The organism is Sphingomonas panaciterrae (assembly GCF_036890205.1).
Taxonomy (GTDB): Bacteria; Pseudomonadota; Alphaproteobacteria; order Sphingomonadales; family Sphingomonadaceae; genus Sphingomonas; species Sphingomonas panaciterrae.
Window position 1 is genome coordinate 242,855 of record NZ_JAKNQR010000004.1, and the last position, 13,728, is coordinate 256,582.

The 13,728-nt window shown below is 66.8% G+C and carries 13 protein-coding genes and 1 tRNA gene; 6 read left to right on the forward strand and 8 right to left on the reverse strand.

Annotated elements, in window-relative coordinates:
* Positions 1 to 91: 91 nt before the first annotated feature.
* Both L8F96_RS12870 and L8F96_RS12875 read right to left on the reverse strand, forming a co-directional pair.
* On the reverse strand, positions 92 to 763 hold the full coding sequence (locus L8F96_RS12870; RefSeq protein WP_334656224.1) for a spermidine synthase: 672 nt from the start codon (positions 761 to 763) through the stop codon (positions 92 to 94).
* On the reverse strand, positions 760 to 1,131 hold the full coding sequence (locus tag L8F96_RS12875) for a DUF6481 family protein (RefSeq protein WP_125946132.1): 372 nt from the start codon (positions 1,129 to 1,131) through the stop codon (positions 760 to 762). The genes L8F96_RS12870 and L8F96_RS12875 overlap by 4 nt, the downstream gene beginning before the upstream one ends.
* Positions 1,132 to 1,260: 129 nt before the next feature.
* On the opposite strand from L8F96_RS12875, the gene L8F96_RS12880 reads away from it, so the two are divergent.
* The 4 genes from L8F96_RS12880 to L8F96_RS12895 are packed head-to-tail and all read left to right on the forward strand — an operon-like array spanning position 1,261 to position 4,111.
* Positions 1,261 to 1,575, forward strand: coding sequence for a hypothetical protein (locus L8F96_RS12880; protein ID WP_314469975.1), 315 nt, complete (start codon positions 1,261 to 1,263; stop codon positions 1,573 to 1,575).
* A gap of 9 nt (positions 1,576 to 1,584) precedes the next feature.
* Complete coding sequence (locus L8F96_RS12885; RefSeq protein WP_334656225.1) at positions 1,585 to 3,204, forward strand: NAD(P)/FAD-dependent oxidoreductase; 1,620 nt, start codon at positions 1,585 to 1,587, stop codon at positions 3,202 to 3,204.
* Positions 3,201 to 3,740: a pseudouridine synthase gene (locus tag L8F96_RS12890; RefSeq protein WP_046407218.1), complete on the forward strand. Its 540-nt coding sequence runs from the start codon at positions 3,201 to 3,203 to the stop codon at positions 3,738 to 3,740. The genes L8F96_RS12885 and L8F96_RS12890 overlap by 4 nt, the downstream gene beginning before the upstream one ends.
* Positions 3,737 to 4,111: a reverse transcriptase-like protein gene (locus tag L8F96_RS12895; protein ID WP_334656226.1), complete on the forward strand. Its 375-nt coding sequence runs from the start codon at positions 3,737 to 3,739 to the stop codon at positions 4,109 to 4,111. The genes L8F96_RS12890 and L8F96_RS12895 overlap by 4 nt, the downstream gene beginning before the upstream one ends.
* Here L8F96_RS12895 and L8F96_RS12900 read toward each other — a convergent pair.
* Positions 4,098 to 5,681, reverse strand: coding sequence for a peptidase dimerization domain-containing protein (locus L8F96_RS12900; protein ID WP_136452216.1), 1,584 nt, complete (start codon positions 5,679 to 5,681; stop codon positions 4,098 to 4,100). The two genes, L8F96_RS12895 and L8F96_RS12900, sit on opposite strands and share 14 nt — an antisense overlap.
* Positions 5,682 to 5,852: 171 nt before the next feature.
* Between L8F96_RS12900 and L8F96_RS12905 the strand changes: the two genes are divergently transcribed.
* The gene (locus L8F96_RS12905; protein WP_417158985.1) at positions 5,853 to 7,253 is read left to right on the forward strand and encodes an FAD-binding oxidoreductase; all 1,401 of its coding nucleotides are present in this window, start codon (positions 5,853 to 5,855) and stop codon (positions 7,251 to 7,253) included.
* Between the two features lie 50 nt (positions 7,254 to 7,303).
* On the opposite strand, the gene L8F96_RS12910 is transcribed toward L8F96_RS12905, so the two are convergent.
* The 4 genes from L8F96_RS12910 to L8F96_RS12925 are packed head-to-tail and all read right to left on the reverse strand — an operon-like array spanning position 7,304 to position 12,389.
* Entirely contained in the window at positions 7,304 to 7,756 is a 453-nt protein-coding gene (locus L8F96_RS12910; protein WP_125946136.1) for a MaoC family dehydratase, read from the reverse strand.
* Positions 7,756 to 9,609: an ATP-binding protein gene (locus tag L8F96_RS12915; RefSeq protein ID WP_334656230.1), complete on the reverse strand. Its 1,854-nt coding sequence runs from the start codon at positions 9,607 to 9,609 to the stop codon at positions 7,756 to 7,758. The genes L8F96_RS12910 and L8F96_RS12915 overlap by 1 nt, the downstream gene beginning before the upstream one ends.
* Before the next feature lie 5 nt (positions 9,610 to 9,614).
* On the reverse strand, positions 9,615 to 11,210 hold the full coding sequence (locus L8F96_RS12920) for a carboxyl transferase domain-containing protein (RefSeq protein WP_334656232.1): 1,596 nt from the start codon (positions 11,208 to 11,210) through the stop codon (positions 9,615 to 9,617).
* Between the two features lie 9 nt (positions 11,211 to 11,219).
* Positions 11,220 to 12,389 (reverse strand): acyl-CoA dehydrogenase family protein, encoded by a 1,170-nt coding sequence (locus L8F96_RS12925; protein WP_296222721.1) that lies wholly within the window; start codon positions 12,387 to 12,389, stop codon positions 11,220 to 11,222.
* 93 nt (positions 12,390 to 12,482) lie between these two features.
* Between L8F96_RS12925 and L8F96_RS12930 the strand changes: the two genes are divergently transcribed.
* Entirely contained in the window at positions 12,483 to 13,385 is a 903-nt protein-coding gene (locus L8F96_RS12930) for a LysR family transcriptional regulator (protein WP_168770742.1), read from the forward strand.
* Positions 13,386 to 13,523: 138 nt separating this feature from the next.
* On the opposite strand, the gene L8F96_RS12935 is transcribed toward L8F96_RS12930, so the two are convergent.
* Positions 13,524 to 13,600, reverse strand: a tRNA-Met gene (locus L8F96_RS12935).
* Positions 13,601 to 13,728: the final 128 nt, after the last annotated feature.

The window sequence follows — 13,728 nt, forward strand, 5'->3', positions numbered from 1 at the left end:
GCCCCCATCAGTCCGTGCGGCTGTGTGGCGCAATTCATGCGGAGATGTTCGGTTTAGCGCCGTTCTGGCGCAATCTACGTAATGGTACCGATCAGTCCCGGCGGGCGAACCAGATGATGTGTGTCGCGCCCTTTCCGTTGTCGCGCGCTTTCACGCGCACCTCGTCAACGCTGAAGCCGACGCTGCCCAGACGGCGCGCAAATACCGGGTCGGGCGCGGCGGACCAGACCGCCAGGATCCCACCGGGTCGCAAGGCGCGCCATGCTGCCTCAAGCCCGCGAACAGTGTAGATACTGTCGTTCGCCGGACGGGTCAGGCCGTCCGGGCCGTTATCGACGTCAAGGAGGATCGCATCATAGCCGCCCGTCTGGCGGCGGATGATGTCACCCACGTCGCCCATTTCGAGCGCGACGCGCGGATCATCGAGGCAGCCGTCGGTCAGGTCCACCATCGGGCCGCGCGCCCATTCGATGATGCCGGGCACCAGTTCGGCGACGACCACGTCGGCATCCTTGCCGACGAGGCCGAGCACTGCGCGCAGCGTGAAGCCCATGCCATAGCCGCCGATCAACAGCCGGGGCGCGGGGCGGCCGACGAGCCGCTGGCATGCCAGCGTGCCGAGCGCCACCTCAGAGCCGCTCATCCGCGTGCTCATCAGCTCGTTACGCTCGAGCACGATCATGAAGTCTTTGCCGCGGCGGAACAGTCGCAGCGGCGGACCGCCCGGCACCTCGGCGATGCCGACCAGCTCGCGCGGGGTCACTTGCGTTGGCGAGCCTTGCGCGCGGCGTAGCGCGCGTCGCGCGCCGCCTTCAGCTCGGCCGCGGTCGGGATGTGGGGCACCGGCGCCGCACGGCGCGCGGCTGCGGCCCGCTCAGCTGCTTCGTCGGCCTCGGCCTGTGCCTTGGCCCGCTGCTCTGCCTTGGCGGCCTTTTCGGCCTCGATCGCGGCCTTGTGGGCTGCCCGGCGCTCGGCCGCAGCGGCCTCCTTCGCGGCAAGCGCGGCCGCGCGGGCCGCGGCTGCCTCTGGATCCGGCGCCGTCTTGGTGCGCTGCTTTTCGACAGCGCGCTGCTTCGCGGCGCGCGAAGCGGCCGCACGATCATTGAACGTGGGGAGTTTGAAACCTGCCATATGCCCGCCCGCTTAGCAGAAACTGCCGATCATGGAAGAAAGAGTTTCCAAAGCTGCAATCGCTCCCTAGTCTCTATGCCCTTTGGCGTCTGCCTGATTGGCGGCCCCACGATGGTTCAAGATCGGCGCATGGCGAAACGAAAGCGCTACCTCACAGCGACCATGGCCGACGGCTATGTGAAGACGATCGGGCCGACCAATGCCCCCTTCACCCATTATTGGCGGCTGGTGGCGTATCTGCCCGGCGGCAAGACGGAGGTATTCTGGGGTCATGCCAAGTCGCTGAAGGAGGCGACCGGCAAGAAAGCCGCCAGCGAGGAAGCGGCACGGCAGCGCGGCTGGGAACGATATGAGTTCGAGGTCGCGGCACTGGAAGAGGCCGCGGGACCAGACGGGAGAACCGAGCGGGATCAGCCGTCTGGCGCTCGTCGACCGGCGGTGTAGAGCGCTGGCATGCTACGCATCAGTGAACTGAAACTGCCGCTACACCATGCCGACGAGGCGCTGCCGGCCGCGATCTGCCGCCGGCTGCGGATCACGCCGCGCGAGTTGATCCGCTATACGATCGCCCGGCGCGGCCATGATGCGCGCGACAAGAACAACATCGCGCTGGTCTATTCCATTGATGTCGCGGTGAAGAACGAGGCGACGGTACTCGCCCGCTTTCGCCGCGATCGCGATATCCAGCTGACCCCGGACACCCGCTACCACCTGCCCGCCGCGCCGCCGGCCGGTACAAGACGGCCAGTAGTGATCGGTGCTGGGCCATGCGGCCTGTTCGCCGCCCTGATCCTGGCGCAGGCCGGCCACCGACCGATCGTGCTGGAACGCGGCAAGCTGGTGCGGGAGCGGACCAAGGACACATGGGGGCTATGGCGGCGTAGCGTGCTGAACCCCGAGTCAAACGTACAGTTCGGCGAGGGCGGCGCCGGCACCTTTTCCGATGGAAAGCTGTACAGCCGGATCAAGGATCCCCGGCACCTCAACCGCAAGGTACTGACCGAGTTCGTGAAGGCCGGTGCGCCGCCCGAGATCCTGACCGAAGCGCATCCGCACATCGGCACCTTCCGCCTGGTCACCATGGTCGAGAGCATGCGCGCTTCGATCGAGGAGCTTGGCGGCGAATATCGCTTCGGCACCCGAGTCGACGGGCTGGACGTGCAGACGAACGCGGCCGGCGAGCGGCAGGTGCGCGGGCTGCACTTGCATGACGGATCGTATCTGGAGGCCGATCATGTCGTGCTGGCGATCGGGCACAGTGCGCGCGACACTTTCGCCATGCTGCACGCTGCGGGCGTCCATGCCGAGGCGAAACCCTTTTCGATCGGTGTCAGGATCGAGCATCCGCAATCATGGATCGACCGCGCCCGCTTCGGCCATGAGGCCGGAAATGCGATCCTGGGTGCGGCGGAATATCACATCTCGCATCACTGCTCGAACGGGCGCACCGTCTACAGCTTCTGCATGTGTCCGGGCGGCACCGTCGTCGCCGCCACTTCGGAGGAAGGGCGGGTCGCCACCAACGGGATGAGCCAATATTCCCGCAACGAGCGCAATGCGAATTCCGGCTTCGTCGTCGCGATCGATCCGGCGCGCGACTATCCGGGCGACCCGCTGGCCGGGATCGCGCTGCAACGCCAGCTGGAGGAGCAGGCGTTCGTGGCTGGCGGATCGAACTACAAGGCGCCGGCGCAGCGGGTGGGAGACTTCCTGGCCGGTCGCCCCTCCACGTCGCTTGGATCGGTGACGCCGTCGTACAAGCCCGGCGTCGAGCCGACCGACCTGTCGCTATGCCTGCCCGATTTCGTCATCGCCGCGATGCGTGAGGCGCTGCCGGTGTTTGGACGCCAGATCCGCGACTATGACCATCCCGATGTCGTGATGACTGGCGTGGAGACGCGCACGTCGTCGCCGGTGCGCTTCACCCGCGGCGAGGATGGCCAGAGCCTCAACACCGCCGGGCTGTTCCCCGCTGGCGAGGGCGCTGGCTACGCCGGTGGCATCCTGTCCGCGGCGGTGGACGGCATCCGAACGGCCGAAGCGGTTGCCCAAAGCATCGCCGCAGCGCGATGACGCTGCTGCTGTTCAACAAGCCGTATGACGTGCTGAGCCAGTTTACCGATCGCGGCTCCCCCACCAAGCGCGCCACGCTGTCGGACTTCATCGATGTGCCGGGCGTCTATCCCGCGGGCCGCCTTGATCGCGATAGCGAGGGGCTGCTGCTGTTGACCGATGACGGCCGGTTGCAGGCGCGCATCGCGGATCCGCGCTTCAAGCTGGCGAAAACCTATCTGGTGCAGGTGGAGGGTGAGCCGGCGGGTGACGCACTCGACGCGCTGCGCGGCGGGGTGAGGTTGAAGGACGGACCGACGCGCCCGGCAGAGGTGGAGCGGATCGATCCGCCAGCGATCTGGCCGCGCGATCCCCCGATCCGCTTTCGCGCCAACATAGCCGATTGCTGGCTGCGGCTGACCATTCGCGAGGGCCGCAACCGGCAGGTCCGCCGGATGACTGCGGCGGTCGGTCACCCAACGCTGCGGCTGGTGCGCTGGCAGATCGGTGACTGGTCGCTGGGTGATCTCGCCCCCGGCGCCTATCGCCGCGCATGAAGATCTACTTCGACGGCGGGCTGCGCCCGCTGCCCGCGGGCATGGAGATTGCAGTGGTCGCTGGCGGGCGCGCGCACGTCACGCGTCAGCTTGGCGCGGGGACGAGCATGGAGGCGGAGTGGCTGGCGCTGATCGCCGCCGCTCGCCTTGCCCTCGCGCAGGCGTATCGCGAGTCCATCCTGCTCGGCGACTGCCTGCCCGTAATTCGCCAGGCAGGGGGACGCGCGCGCACGCCGCCGGCGCTGCGCCACCACCTGCTGACCTTTCAGGCGCTGGTGCCGCCGGGCAGCGCCCTCAGGCTGCGCCACGTAAAGCGGACACAGAACCTCGCCGGGATCGCGCTGGAAAAGGGCTGTTTCACGGCTGGGTGATCGACGGCCACTTCACCCCGATCTGGTCCAGATAGGTCCGGTGCTTCGCGGGGTTGTAGTAGAACGGGCGCATCCGCTCCCGATAGGCGCCCATGATATCGGCGTTCATCTCGATATAGGGTTTCTCGTTGGTCAGGACGGGCTGATATTTGACGTCCTTCGTCTGGACCTCGGTGAAATAGGCCTTGGCATCGGCAAGCAACCGGGGATCAAGGAACAGGTCCAGCATGGTCATCGCCATCGCCTTCGCCCCGGCAATCGCCCCCTTGTGCGCGATCGGCGTCGCCATCGCGATGGCGTTTGACCAATTGTGCCCGGGAAGGTTCGGGATGTTGGATGGATAGCGGATCGTAATCGTCGGCCGGGTCCAGGACACGTCGCCGATGTCGTCCGATCCGCCGCTCTTGGGCTCGGCATCTGGCGGGGTCAGCTTGCCCAGTTCGGTGTCGAGCCCGGTCTCCTTGCCCCCGACCAGCTTCTGCACCGCGCGGGCGAATTGCTGCTCCTCCGCCGTCCATGTCGGCAGACCGATCTTCTGCATGTTGGCATAGGCCGCCTCCGCCATCGGGCGGTTCATGTGCTGCGGCGCTGCGGTGCCGATGATGCGGTGGCTGACCGTCGTGTCGGTCATCATCGCGGCGGCCTTGGCGATCTTGGTGCCGATCTCGAAATTCTTGTGGATGTCCGCGAAGCTCTGTTCGCGGAAATAATACCAGACGGTCGCCTCCGAGGGCACGACGTTGGGGAAGTCACCGCCGTCCTTGATCACATAGTGGGAGCGCTGCTCAGGTCGCAGATGCTCGCGGCGGAAGTTCCAGCCGGCGTCCATCAGTTCGACCGCGTCCAGCGCACTGCGGCCGCGCCACGGGGCGCCCGCGGAATGCGCCGATTCGCCTGAGAAAGTGTAGAGGACGGACACGCCGCCTGTCCCGCTCGGCTGTCCCCAGTTGGTGGCGAGGTTGGAGCTGACATGGGTGAAGAGGACCGCGTCGGCATCCTTGAACAGACCGTCGCGCACGAAGAAGGCCTTGGCGGCAACCGGCTCCTCCGCAACGCCGGGCCACAGCATCAGCGTGCCCGGGATCTTCTCACGCGTCATCAGTTCCTTGACCGCGATCGCGGCGGCGATGTTCACCGCCTGGCCGGAATTATGCCCCTCGCCGTGGCCCGGTGCTCCAGCCACCAGCGGCTCGCGCCAGGCGACGCCCGGCTTCTGGCTGGCCTTGGGGATGCCGTCGATGTCGGAGCCGACCGCGATCACCGGGCCGCCGCTGCCGTTGGTCCAGGTCGCCGTCCAGGCGGTGGGGATGCCCGCCACGCCGCGCACCACCTTGAAGCCGTTCTTTTCGAGAACCGCAGTGATGTAGCGCGAGGATTCGACCTCCTGCATGCCCAGTTCGCCGAAGCTGAACAGGGAATCGACCATCTCCTGAACCATCTTCGCCTGACGATCGACCTTCGCCGCTGCCTCCGTCTTCAGCGCGTCCAGCCTTGCCGGGTCGACCTGAGCCGCTGCGGGGGAAGCGGTGGCGAGGTGGAACACGCCGGCGAGAAGAGCGGCACGAAGCATGGGGCGAGCGGTCAAAGAGCGGTCCTTTCGCGAGAAGGACGCAAGGATGGCGGATCGAGGGGGTAAAGCAACGACGCCGGTCGCGGCGGGGCAGGCAAATCGGCGCGACGGCCATAGCCATCGCGCATGACCGCGGTTCTCATCGGGCCGCTTTCGGGGCAGGATCGGGGGATGCACCACGCCCCTTCCCCCGCCCGTCCGCCACTTGCCCCGGCCTTTCTCGAAACGGCGCGGGAGCGGTTCGGCCACCAATGGCATGAGAGCGGCGCGATGCTGGCGCAACATGGCCGCTCAGAGGCACATTTCGGCCCCGCTCCTCCGGACGCGGTATTGTTCGCCCGCAGCACGCAGGATGTCGTCGATCTGGTCCAGCTGTGCACCGCGCATGACGTGCCGATCGTGCCCTTTGGTGCCGGCACATCGATCGAGGGCAATGCGCTGCCGATCCATGGCGGGGTCAGCGTCAACATGTCGGATATGAACGCGATCCTCGCTGTCCATGCCGAGGATTTCGACTGCACCGTTCAGGCGGGGTGCCGGCGCGAGGAATTGAACCTGCACCTGCGCGACATGGGGCTGTTCTTCCCGATCGACCCCGGCGCCAATGCCACGATCGGCGGCATGGCGTCGACGCGCGCCAGCGGCACCAACGCGGTACGATATGGCACGATGCGCGAGGCGGTGCTGGCGCTGACCGTCGTCACGCCCGATGGGAAGGTCATCAGGACCGGCAGCCGGGCGCGCAAGTCGGCCGCCGGCTATGACCTGACACGGCTGTTCGTCGGCGCCGACGGAACACTTGGGATCATCACCGAAGTGACGCTTCGGCTGCATCCGATCCCGGAGCAGATTTCCGCCGCGGTCTGCGGCTTCGCGACGTTGCAGGGGGCGGTGGATACGGTGGTTCAGTCGATCCAGTCGGGCGTGCCGCTGGCGCGGGTCGAACTGCTCGACGTGATGCAGATCCGGGCGGTCAATCGCTGGTCGAAGCTGGACCTACCGGAGACGACGACCCTGTTCTTTGAATTCCATGGATCGCCCGCCGGCGTCGCCGAACAGGTCGCGACGGTGGAGGCGCTGGCGGCGGAGAATGGCGTCGGCGATTTCGCCTGGTCGACGCTGGCGGAGGAACGCGCGCGGCTGTGGAAGGCGCGGCACGAGGCCTATTGGGCGGCGGTGAACCTGCGGCCCAATGCGGTCGGCTGGTCAACCGACGTGTGCGTACCGATCAGCCGGCTGCCGGCGTGCATCCTGGCGACCCAGGCGGATCTGGCGACGTGCAGCGTGCCGGCGACGATCGTCGGCCATGTCGGCGACGGCAATTTCCACGTCATCTTCTCGATCGACCCGACGTCACCCGACGAACTGGCGGAGGTCGCCGCGGTCAATGCGCGGATCGTGGAGCGCGCGCTGGCGATGGACGGCACCTGTACGGGCGAGCATGGCATCGGCCTTGGCAAGCAGGACTGGCTGGTCGCCGAACTGGGCGATGCCGTCGACATCATGCGCATGCTGAAGCGGACGATGGACCCGAAGAACCTGTTCAACCCGGGCAAGATCTTCGCGCTCTAAAGGATCGCTGGTGCGCCGGCAGGTGACCGCCGGCGCACACCAGAACCCGCTCAGGCGGTCGATTTCTTGATCAGCGCCGAGCGCAGGCACTGGCAGACGACCTCGTCACGCTGGTTCAGCAGCCGGTGCGCGAAGGTAACGATGCCGGCCCCAGGGCGCGAGCGGCTTTCCTTCAGTTCATGCACCTCGCTCTCGGCGCGCAGCGTGTCGCCGATGAACACCGGCTTCGGCATGACCAATTTGTCATAGCCGAGATTGGCGACCAGCGTGCCGAGCGTGGTGTCGCCGACCGATAGCCCCACCATCAGCGCGAAGGTGAAGGTGCCGTTGACGAGGATCTGGCCGAACTCGCTGGCCCGCGCCGCCTCGACATCGAGGTGCAGGGGCTGCGGATTGTGGGTCATGGTGGAAAACAGGAGGTTGTCCGTTTCCGTGACCGTTCGGCGGATCTCATGTACCAGACGGTCGCCCACCTGCCATTGATCGAAATAGCGTCCCGCCATCAGCCCTCTCCCACTTCGATCCGGGCCAGCAGCGTGCCTTCGGGCACCTGCTCACCAGCCGCCACCTTCAGCGCGCCGACCACGCCGTCGAACGGCGCGAGCAGTGCCTGCTCCATCTTCATCGCTTCCAGCACCAGCAGCCGCTCACCACGGGCGACCGCCTGCCCTTCCTTGACGAGAACCGCGATGACCCGGCCGGGCATCGGTGACATGATCGCGCCATCGCCCTCACCTGTGCCGCCCGCATGATCCGCGCGCGGCAGGCCGAAGGACCATGCCTCGCCGTCGAGATACAGCACATCGCCGTCGATCGTGGCGGCCGGTGCGACGGTACGCTCGACCAGATAGGGCGTGCCGTCGACCTCCACCTCCACGCGCCGTACCGCCGGGGCATTGGCGCGGAAGCCGACCAGATCCTGCCACGGATCGCCGCTCGGCGCCGGCACGATCGCGGCAGCCGCCGCCTGAAGCACCGATTCCGACGGCGTCGCGCCGGGGATCAGCCGGTCGGCATGCCGCTCAATGAAGCCGGTATCGATCCGGCCAGCGACGAAATCACCGTCCGCAGCGGCGCGCGCGAGGAAACCGGCATTGGTGCGCACCGGCCAGACCTGAACCTGCCGCGCGGCCTCGGCCAGCTTCGCGGCGGCGGCGGCGCGGGTGTCACCATGCACGATCAGCTTGGCGATCATCGGATCGTAGAAGGGCGTGACCTCGCCACCTTCCTCGACGCCGCTGTCGATGCGAACGCCGGCGGGGAAGCGCAGCCGATCGAGCGGGCCGGTGGAGGGAAGGAAGCCGCTGGCGGGATTTTCCGCGTAGAGCCGTGCCTCCATGGCCCAGCCGTCGATCGCCAAATCCTCCTGCCGCAGCGGCAGCGGCTCACCCGAGGCGACGCGCAGCTGCCATTCGACCAGATCCTGCCCGGTGATCGCCTCGGTCACCGGGTGTTCGACCTGAAGCCGGGTGTTCATTTCCATGAACCAGATGCGGTCCGCGCGAAGCCCCTCAGAGCCGTCGGCGATGAATTCGATCGTACCCGCGCCGACATAATCGACCGCCTGGGCAGCGCGCGCCGCCGCGTCGCAGATTGCGGCGCGGGTTTCCGGGTCCATGCCCGGCGCCGGCGCTTCCTCGATCACCTTCTGGTGGCGGCGCTGCAGCGAGCAATCGCGTTCGAACAGATGGACGACATTGCCCATTGTGTCGCCGAACACCTGCACCTCGATATGGCGGGGCGACAGGATGTATTTTTCGATCAGCACGCGATCGTCACCGAACGAGGCCGCGGCCTCGCGCTTGCAGCTTTCCAGCATGGTGTCGAAATCGGCCGCGGCGTCGACCTTGCGCATCCCCTTGCCGCCACCCCCGGCGACCGCCTTGATCAGCACGGGGTAGCCGATCGCATCCGCCTCCGCCCGCAAGCGGTCGGGCGACTGGTCGGCGCCGAGATAGCCCGGCGTGACCGGCACGCCGGCGGCGATCATCCGTTCCTTGGCGGCATCCTTCAGCCCCATGGCGCGGATGCTGGCCGGCGGCGCACCGACCCAGACGAGGCCCGCGGCAACCACCGCCTCGGCGAACTCCGCATTTTCGGACAGGAAGCCGTAGCCGGGGTGGATCGCCTGTGCGCGGGTCGCGCGCGCGGCGTCCAGCAGGCGGTCCTGCCGCAGATAGCTGTCGGCGGCAGCAGCGGTGCCGATGCACACCGCCTCATTCGCCTCGCGCACGAAGGGCATGCCGGCGTCGACATCGGAATGGACCGCGATGGTGCGGATGCCGAGGCGGCGCGCGGTGCGGATGATGCGGCGCGCGATCTCGCCGCGATTGGCGATAAGGAGACTGTCGATCATGGCCATTACATCCGGAACACGCCGAAGGACGGCGTCTGAGGGATCGGGGCGTTCAGCGCCGCGGAGAAGGCAAGGCCCAGCACGTCGCGGGTCTGCACCGGATCGATGATGCCATCGTCCCACAGCCGGGCGGTGGCATAATAGGGATTGCCCTCATCCTCATATTTCTGGCGGATTGGCGCCTTGAACTGCTCGGCCTCCTCCGCCGTCCACGTCTCGGCATCGCGGTGCACCGTGGCGAGCACGCTGGCGGCCTGCTCGCCGCCCATCACAGAGATGCGGGCATTGGGCCAGGTGAACAGGAAACGCGGGCTGTAGGCGCGGCCGGCCATGCCGTAATTGCCCGCGCCGAAGCTGCCGCCGATCAGCACGGTGATCTTGGGCACCGAGGCGGTGGCCACGGCGGTGACGAGCTTGGCGCCGTTCTTGGCGATTCCCTCCGCCTCATATTTGCCGCCGACCATGAAGCCGGAGATGTTCTGCAGGAACAGCAGCGGCACGCGCCGCTGACAGGCCAGTTCGATGAAATGCGCGCTCTTCAGCGCGCTTTCGGAGAACAGCACGCCATTGTTGGCGAGGATCGCCACCGGCATGCCCCAGATGCGGGCAAAGCCGCAGACGAGCGTGGTGCCGTAGAGCGGCTTGAACTCATGGAATTCGGAGCCGTCGACGATCCGCCCGATCACCTCATGCACGTCATAGGGCGCGCGCACGTCCTGCGGCACGATGCCGTAGAGGTCCGCCGGGTCCAGCCGCGGGGGCACGGGGGCGGTGATCTCGATATCGATCGCCTTGGGCCGGTTAAGCGTGGCGACGATGTCGCGCACGATCAGGAGGGCATGTTCGTCATTCTCGGCGACATGATCGACGACGCCGGACTTGCGACCATGCGTATCCGCGCCGCCCAGTTCCTCGGCGGAGATGACCTCGCCCGTCGCGGCCTTCACCAGCGGGGGGCCGGCCAGGAAGATCGTGCCCTGGTTGCGCACGATGACGCTTTCGTCGGACATCGCCGGGACATAGGCGCCGCCGGCAGTGCAGCTGCCCATCACGCAGGCGATCTGCGGAATGCCCTTCGCGGACATCTGCGCCTGGTTGAAGAAGATGCGACCGAAGTGATCGCGGTCGGGGAATACCTCCGCCTGGTGCGGCAGGTTCGCCCCGCCACTGTCGACGAGATAGATGCACGGCAGATGGTTTTCGTGCGCGATCTCCTGCGCGCGCAGATGCTTCTTCACCGTCATCGGGAAGTAGGCGCCGCCCTTCACCGTCGGGTCATTGGCGACGATCATGCACTCGCGGCCCGACACCCGGCCGATGCCGACAATCATGCCGGCGCCCGGCGCGCCATCGTCATACATGCCGTTGGCGGCCAGCGCGCCGATCTCAAGGAACGGCGAGCCGGGATCGAGCAGCCGCTCGACCCGGTCGCGCGGCAGCAGCTTGCCACGCGCAACATGGCGGGCGCGATGCTGCTCCGACCCGCCGAGCGCGGTGCGGGCGATGGTGGCGCGCAGATCGTCCGCGAGCGTGCGATTGTGCGCGGCGTTGGCCTGGAAATCGTCGGACGACGCCGACACCTGCGTTGCGATACGTGGCATGGCCGCTCCCTATTGCGCGCGCGGCGCGTCGCCGGCGACCAGCTCACGGCCGACCAGCATGCGACGGATTTCATTGGTACCGGCGCCGATGTCGAGCAGCTTGGCGTCGCGCCAATAACGCTCGACCGGCCAGTCACGGGTATAGCCTGCGCCGCCCAGCGCCTGGATCGCCTCGCCCGCAACCTTCACCGCATTCTCGGACGCCAGCAGGATGCAGCCGGCGGCATCGAAGCGTGTCGTTTGCCCCGCGTCGCACGCCTGGGCGACCGCGTAGCAATAAGCGCGCGAGGAATTGAGCGCGACATACATGTCCGCCACCTTGGCCTGCATCAGCTGAAAGTCGCCGATCGGCCGGCCGAACTGCTTGCGCTCCCGCACATAGGGCAGCACCACGTCGAGGCAGGCCTGCATGATGCCGATCTGGATGCCCGACAGCACCACGCGCTCATAATCGAGGCCGGACATCAGCACTTTGACGCCGCCGTTCAGCGGCCCCATCACCTGGTCATCGGACACGAAGCAATCGTCGAACACCAGCTCCGCCGTGGGGGAGCCGCGCATGCCGACCTTGTCGATCTTCTGCCCGATCGAGAAACCGGGGAAATCCTTTTCGATCAGGAAGGCGGTGATGCCTTTCGAGCCGGCGTCGGGCGCGGTCTTGGCATAGACCACCAATGTGTCCGCATGAGGCGCGTTGGTGATCCAGAATTTGGTGCCGTTCAGCCGCCAACCGCCATCGACCTTGTCGGCGCGCAGCTTCATCGACACGACATCCGAACCCGCGCCCGCCTCAGACATGGCGAGGCTGCCGACATGTTCGCCGGAGATGAGCCCCGGCAGGTACTTCGCCTTCTGCTCCTCGCTCGCCCAGCGGCGGATCTGGTTCACGCAAAGGTTGGAATGCGCACCATAGCTGAGGCCGATCGCGGCGGAGGAGCGGCTGACTTCCTCGCAGGCGATCAGATGTTCGAGATAGCCGAGGCCAAGGCCGCCGTCCTTTTCCTCGACGGTGATGCCGTGCAGACCGAGCGCACCCATCTCCGGCCACAGATCGCGCGGGAAGCTGTCCTCCGCATCCACCCGCGCCGCGATCGGCTCGATCCGGTCGAGCGCAAAGCGCCGCGTGGTCGCGCGGATCGTGTCCGCCATTTCACCCAGCCTGAAATCCAGATCCGCCATGTCAGCCTCCGATCGATCCTTTGGCGGCAACCTAGGATCAGCGGCGCCATTTGGGAAATTGAAAGCGCGGGAAGCACGTTATAGATGCGCTCTATGATCGAGCGCTATCACCTACGCTATTTTCTCGCGGTGGTGACGACCGGCAATTTCTCGCGGGCGGCGGCGGCATGCAATGTGTCCCAGCCGACGCTGTCGGTAGGGATCGCGAAGCTCGAGAAGCTGCTGGGCGGGCCGCTATTCAGTCGCACCAACCGGCGCGTGGCGCTGACCGATGCCGGCGCCAAGCTGCTGCTTCATGCGCGGACGATCGAGGCGGGCTTTGCCGCAGCGGAGCGCGACGTTGCGGGCAGCAGCGCGCCGCAGACGCTGCGGCTCGGCGTCCTGACGACGATCGCCCGCCGCTGGATCGAGGAACTGCTCGGCGACGCGGACTTGTTTCGCGATGGCGCGCGGATCGAAATCGTCGAGGGCAGCGAACGCGACCTGCGCGGCCGCCTCGGTCGAGGCCGCATCGACGCCGCAGTGACGATCCTGCGGGAGGGTGATGCGGGTGGCGCTGCCCAGCGGCTCAACCGCGAAAGCTACCAGCTCGCTTTGAGCCGTAACCACCGGCTGGCGGCACGCCGCACGGTGCGGGTCGAGGAACTGATGAACGACGCGATGATCCTGCGCCGTCAGTGCGAATTGCTGCCGGAAACGAGCCGCTTCTTCACCGCTCACGGCGTCCGCCCCTTCTTTGCGGCGCGGACTACCAGTGAGGCCAAGGCGGTGAGCTACGTCAGAGCTGGGTTGGGCGTCACCATCATGCCCCGCACCTTGGCGGAGCCGGGCATCATAATGGTCCCGCTGGAGGGGTTCGACTTCACGCGTGACATTGCGCTCTTGTGGGCACCGCACATGCAGGCAGAGCGCGGTCGGCGGACGTCGTTGACCGCGGCGTTGGAACGCATTGTCCGCGCTGGTTCCGACGAGGACAGCTTTGCGCGGCCGCTCTAGTCGGATGTGGAAGAGGTCGGTCTGCCGCAGCTGAGCGAGGATGGTTGCCGCGCCAGAGCTGGTGCGTTCCAGTTCCTTGGCCAAGCCGTACAAACGACAACGCCGCCCCGAAGGGCGGCGTATGTGTGTGTGTGTGTTTGGTTGCGGGGACAGGATTTGAACCTGTGACCTTCAGGTTATGAGCCTGACGAGCTACCGGGCTGCTCCACCCCGCGACACTTGGTTTTGTCCGTTATGGAAACACGAACGCCTCCGTGATTAGCGGAGGCGACGGTGTGTCCTTGATGGACGACAAGATGAATGGGTTCGTTTAATCGTACACACGCAAGCTGCAATGCCTGGC

Coding starts and splice junctions, on each gene's coding strand:
- L8F96_RS12875 (WP_125946132.1), bottom strand. CDS start 1,131: ATGGCAGGTTTCAAACTCCCCACGTTCAATGATCGTGCGGCCGCTTCG.
- L8F96_RS12900 (WP_136452216.1), bottom strand. CDS start 5,681: ATGCTTCGTGCCGCTCTTCTCGCCGGCGTGTTCCACCTCGCCACCGCT.
- L8F96_RS12920 (WP_334656232.1), bottom strand. CDS start 11,210: ATGCCACGTATCGCAACGCAGGTGTCGGCGTCGTCCGACGATTTCCAG.
- L8F96_RS12890 (WP_046407218.1), top strand. CDS start 3,201: ATGACGCTGCTGCTGTTCAACAAGCCGTATGACGTGCTGAGCCAGTTT.
- L8F96_RS12895 (WP_334656226.1), top strand. CDS start 3,737: ATGAAGATCTACTTCGACGGCGGGCTGCGCCCGCTGCCCGCGGGCATG.
- L8F96_RS12925 (WP_296222721.1), bottom strand. CDS start 12,389: ATGGCGGATCTGGATTTCAGGCTGGGTGAAATGGCGGACACGATCCGC.
- L8F96_RS12880 (WP_314469975.1), top strand. CDS start 1,261: ATGGCGAAACGAAAGCGCTACCTCACAGCGACCATGGCCGACGGCTAT.
- L8F96_RS12915 (WP_334656230.1), bottom strand. CDS start 9,609: ATGATCGACAGTCTCCTTATCGCCAATCGCGGCGAGATCGCGCGCCGC.
- L8F96_RS12905 (WP_417158985.1), top strand. CDS start 5,853: ATGCACCACGCCCCTTCCCCCGCCCGTCCGCCACTTGCCCCGGCCTTT.
- L8F96_RS12930 (WP_168770742.1), top strand. CDS start 12,483: ATGATCGAGCGCTATCACCTACGCTATTTTCTCGCGGTGGTGACGACC.
- L8F96_RS12885 (WP_334656225.1), top strand. CDS start 1,585: ATGCTACGCATCAGTGAACTGAAACTGCCGCTACACCATGCCGACGAG.
- L8F96_RS12910 (WP_125946136.1), bottom strand. CDS start 7,756: ATGGCGGGACGCTATTTCGATCAATGGCAGGTGGGCGACCGTCTGGTA.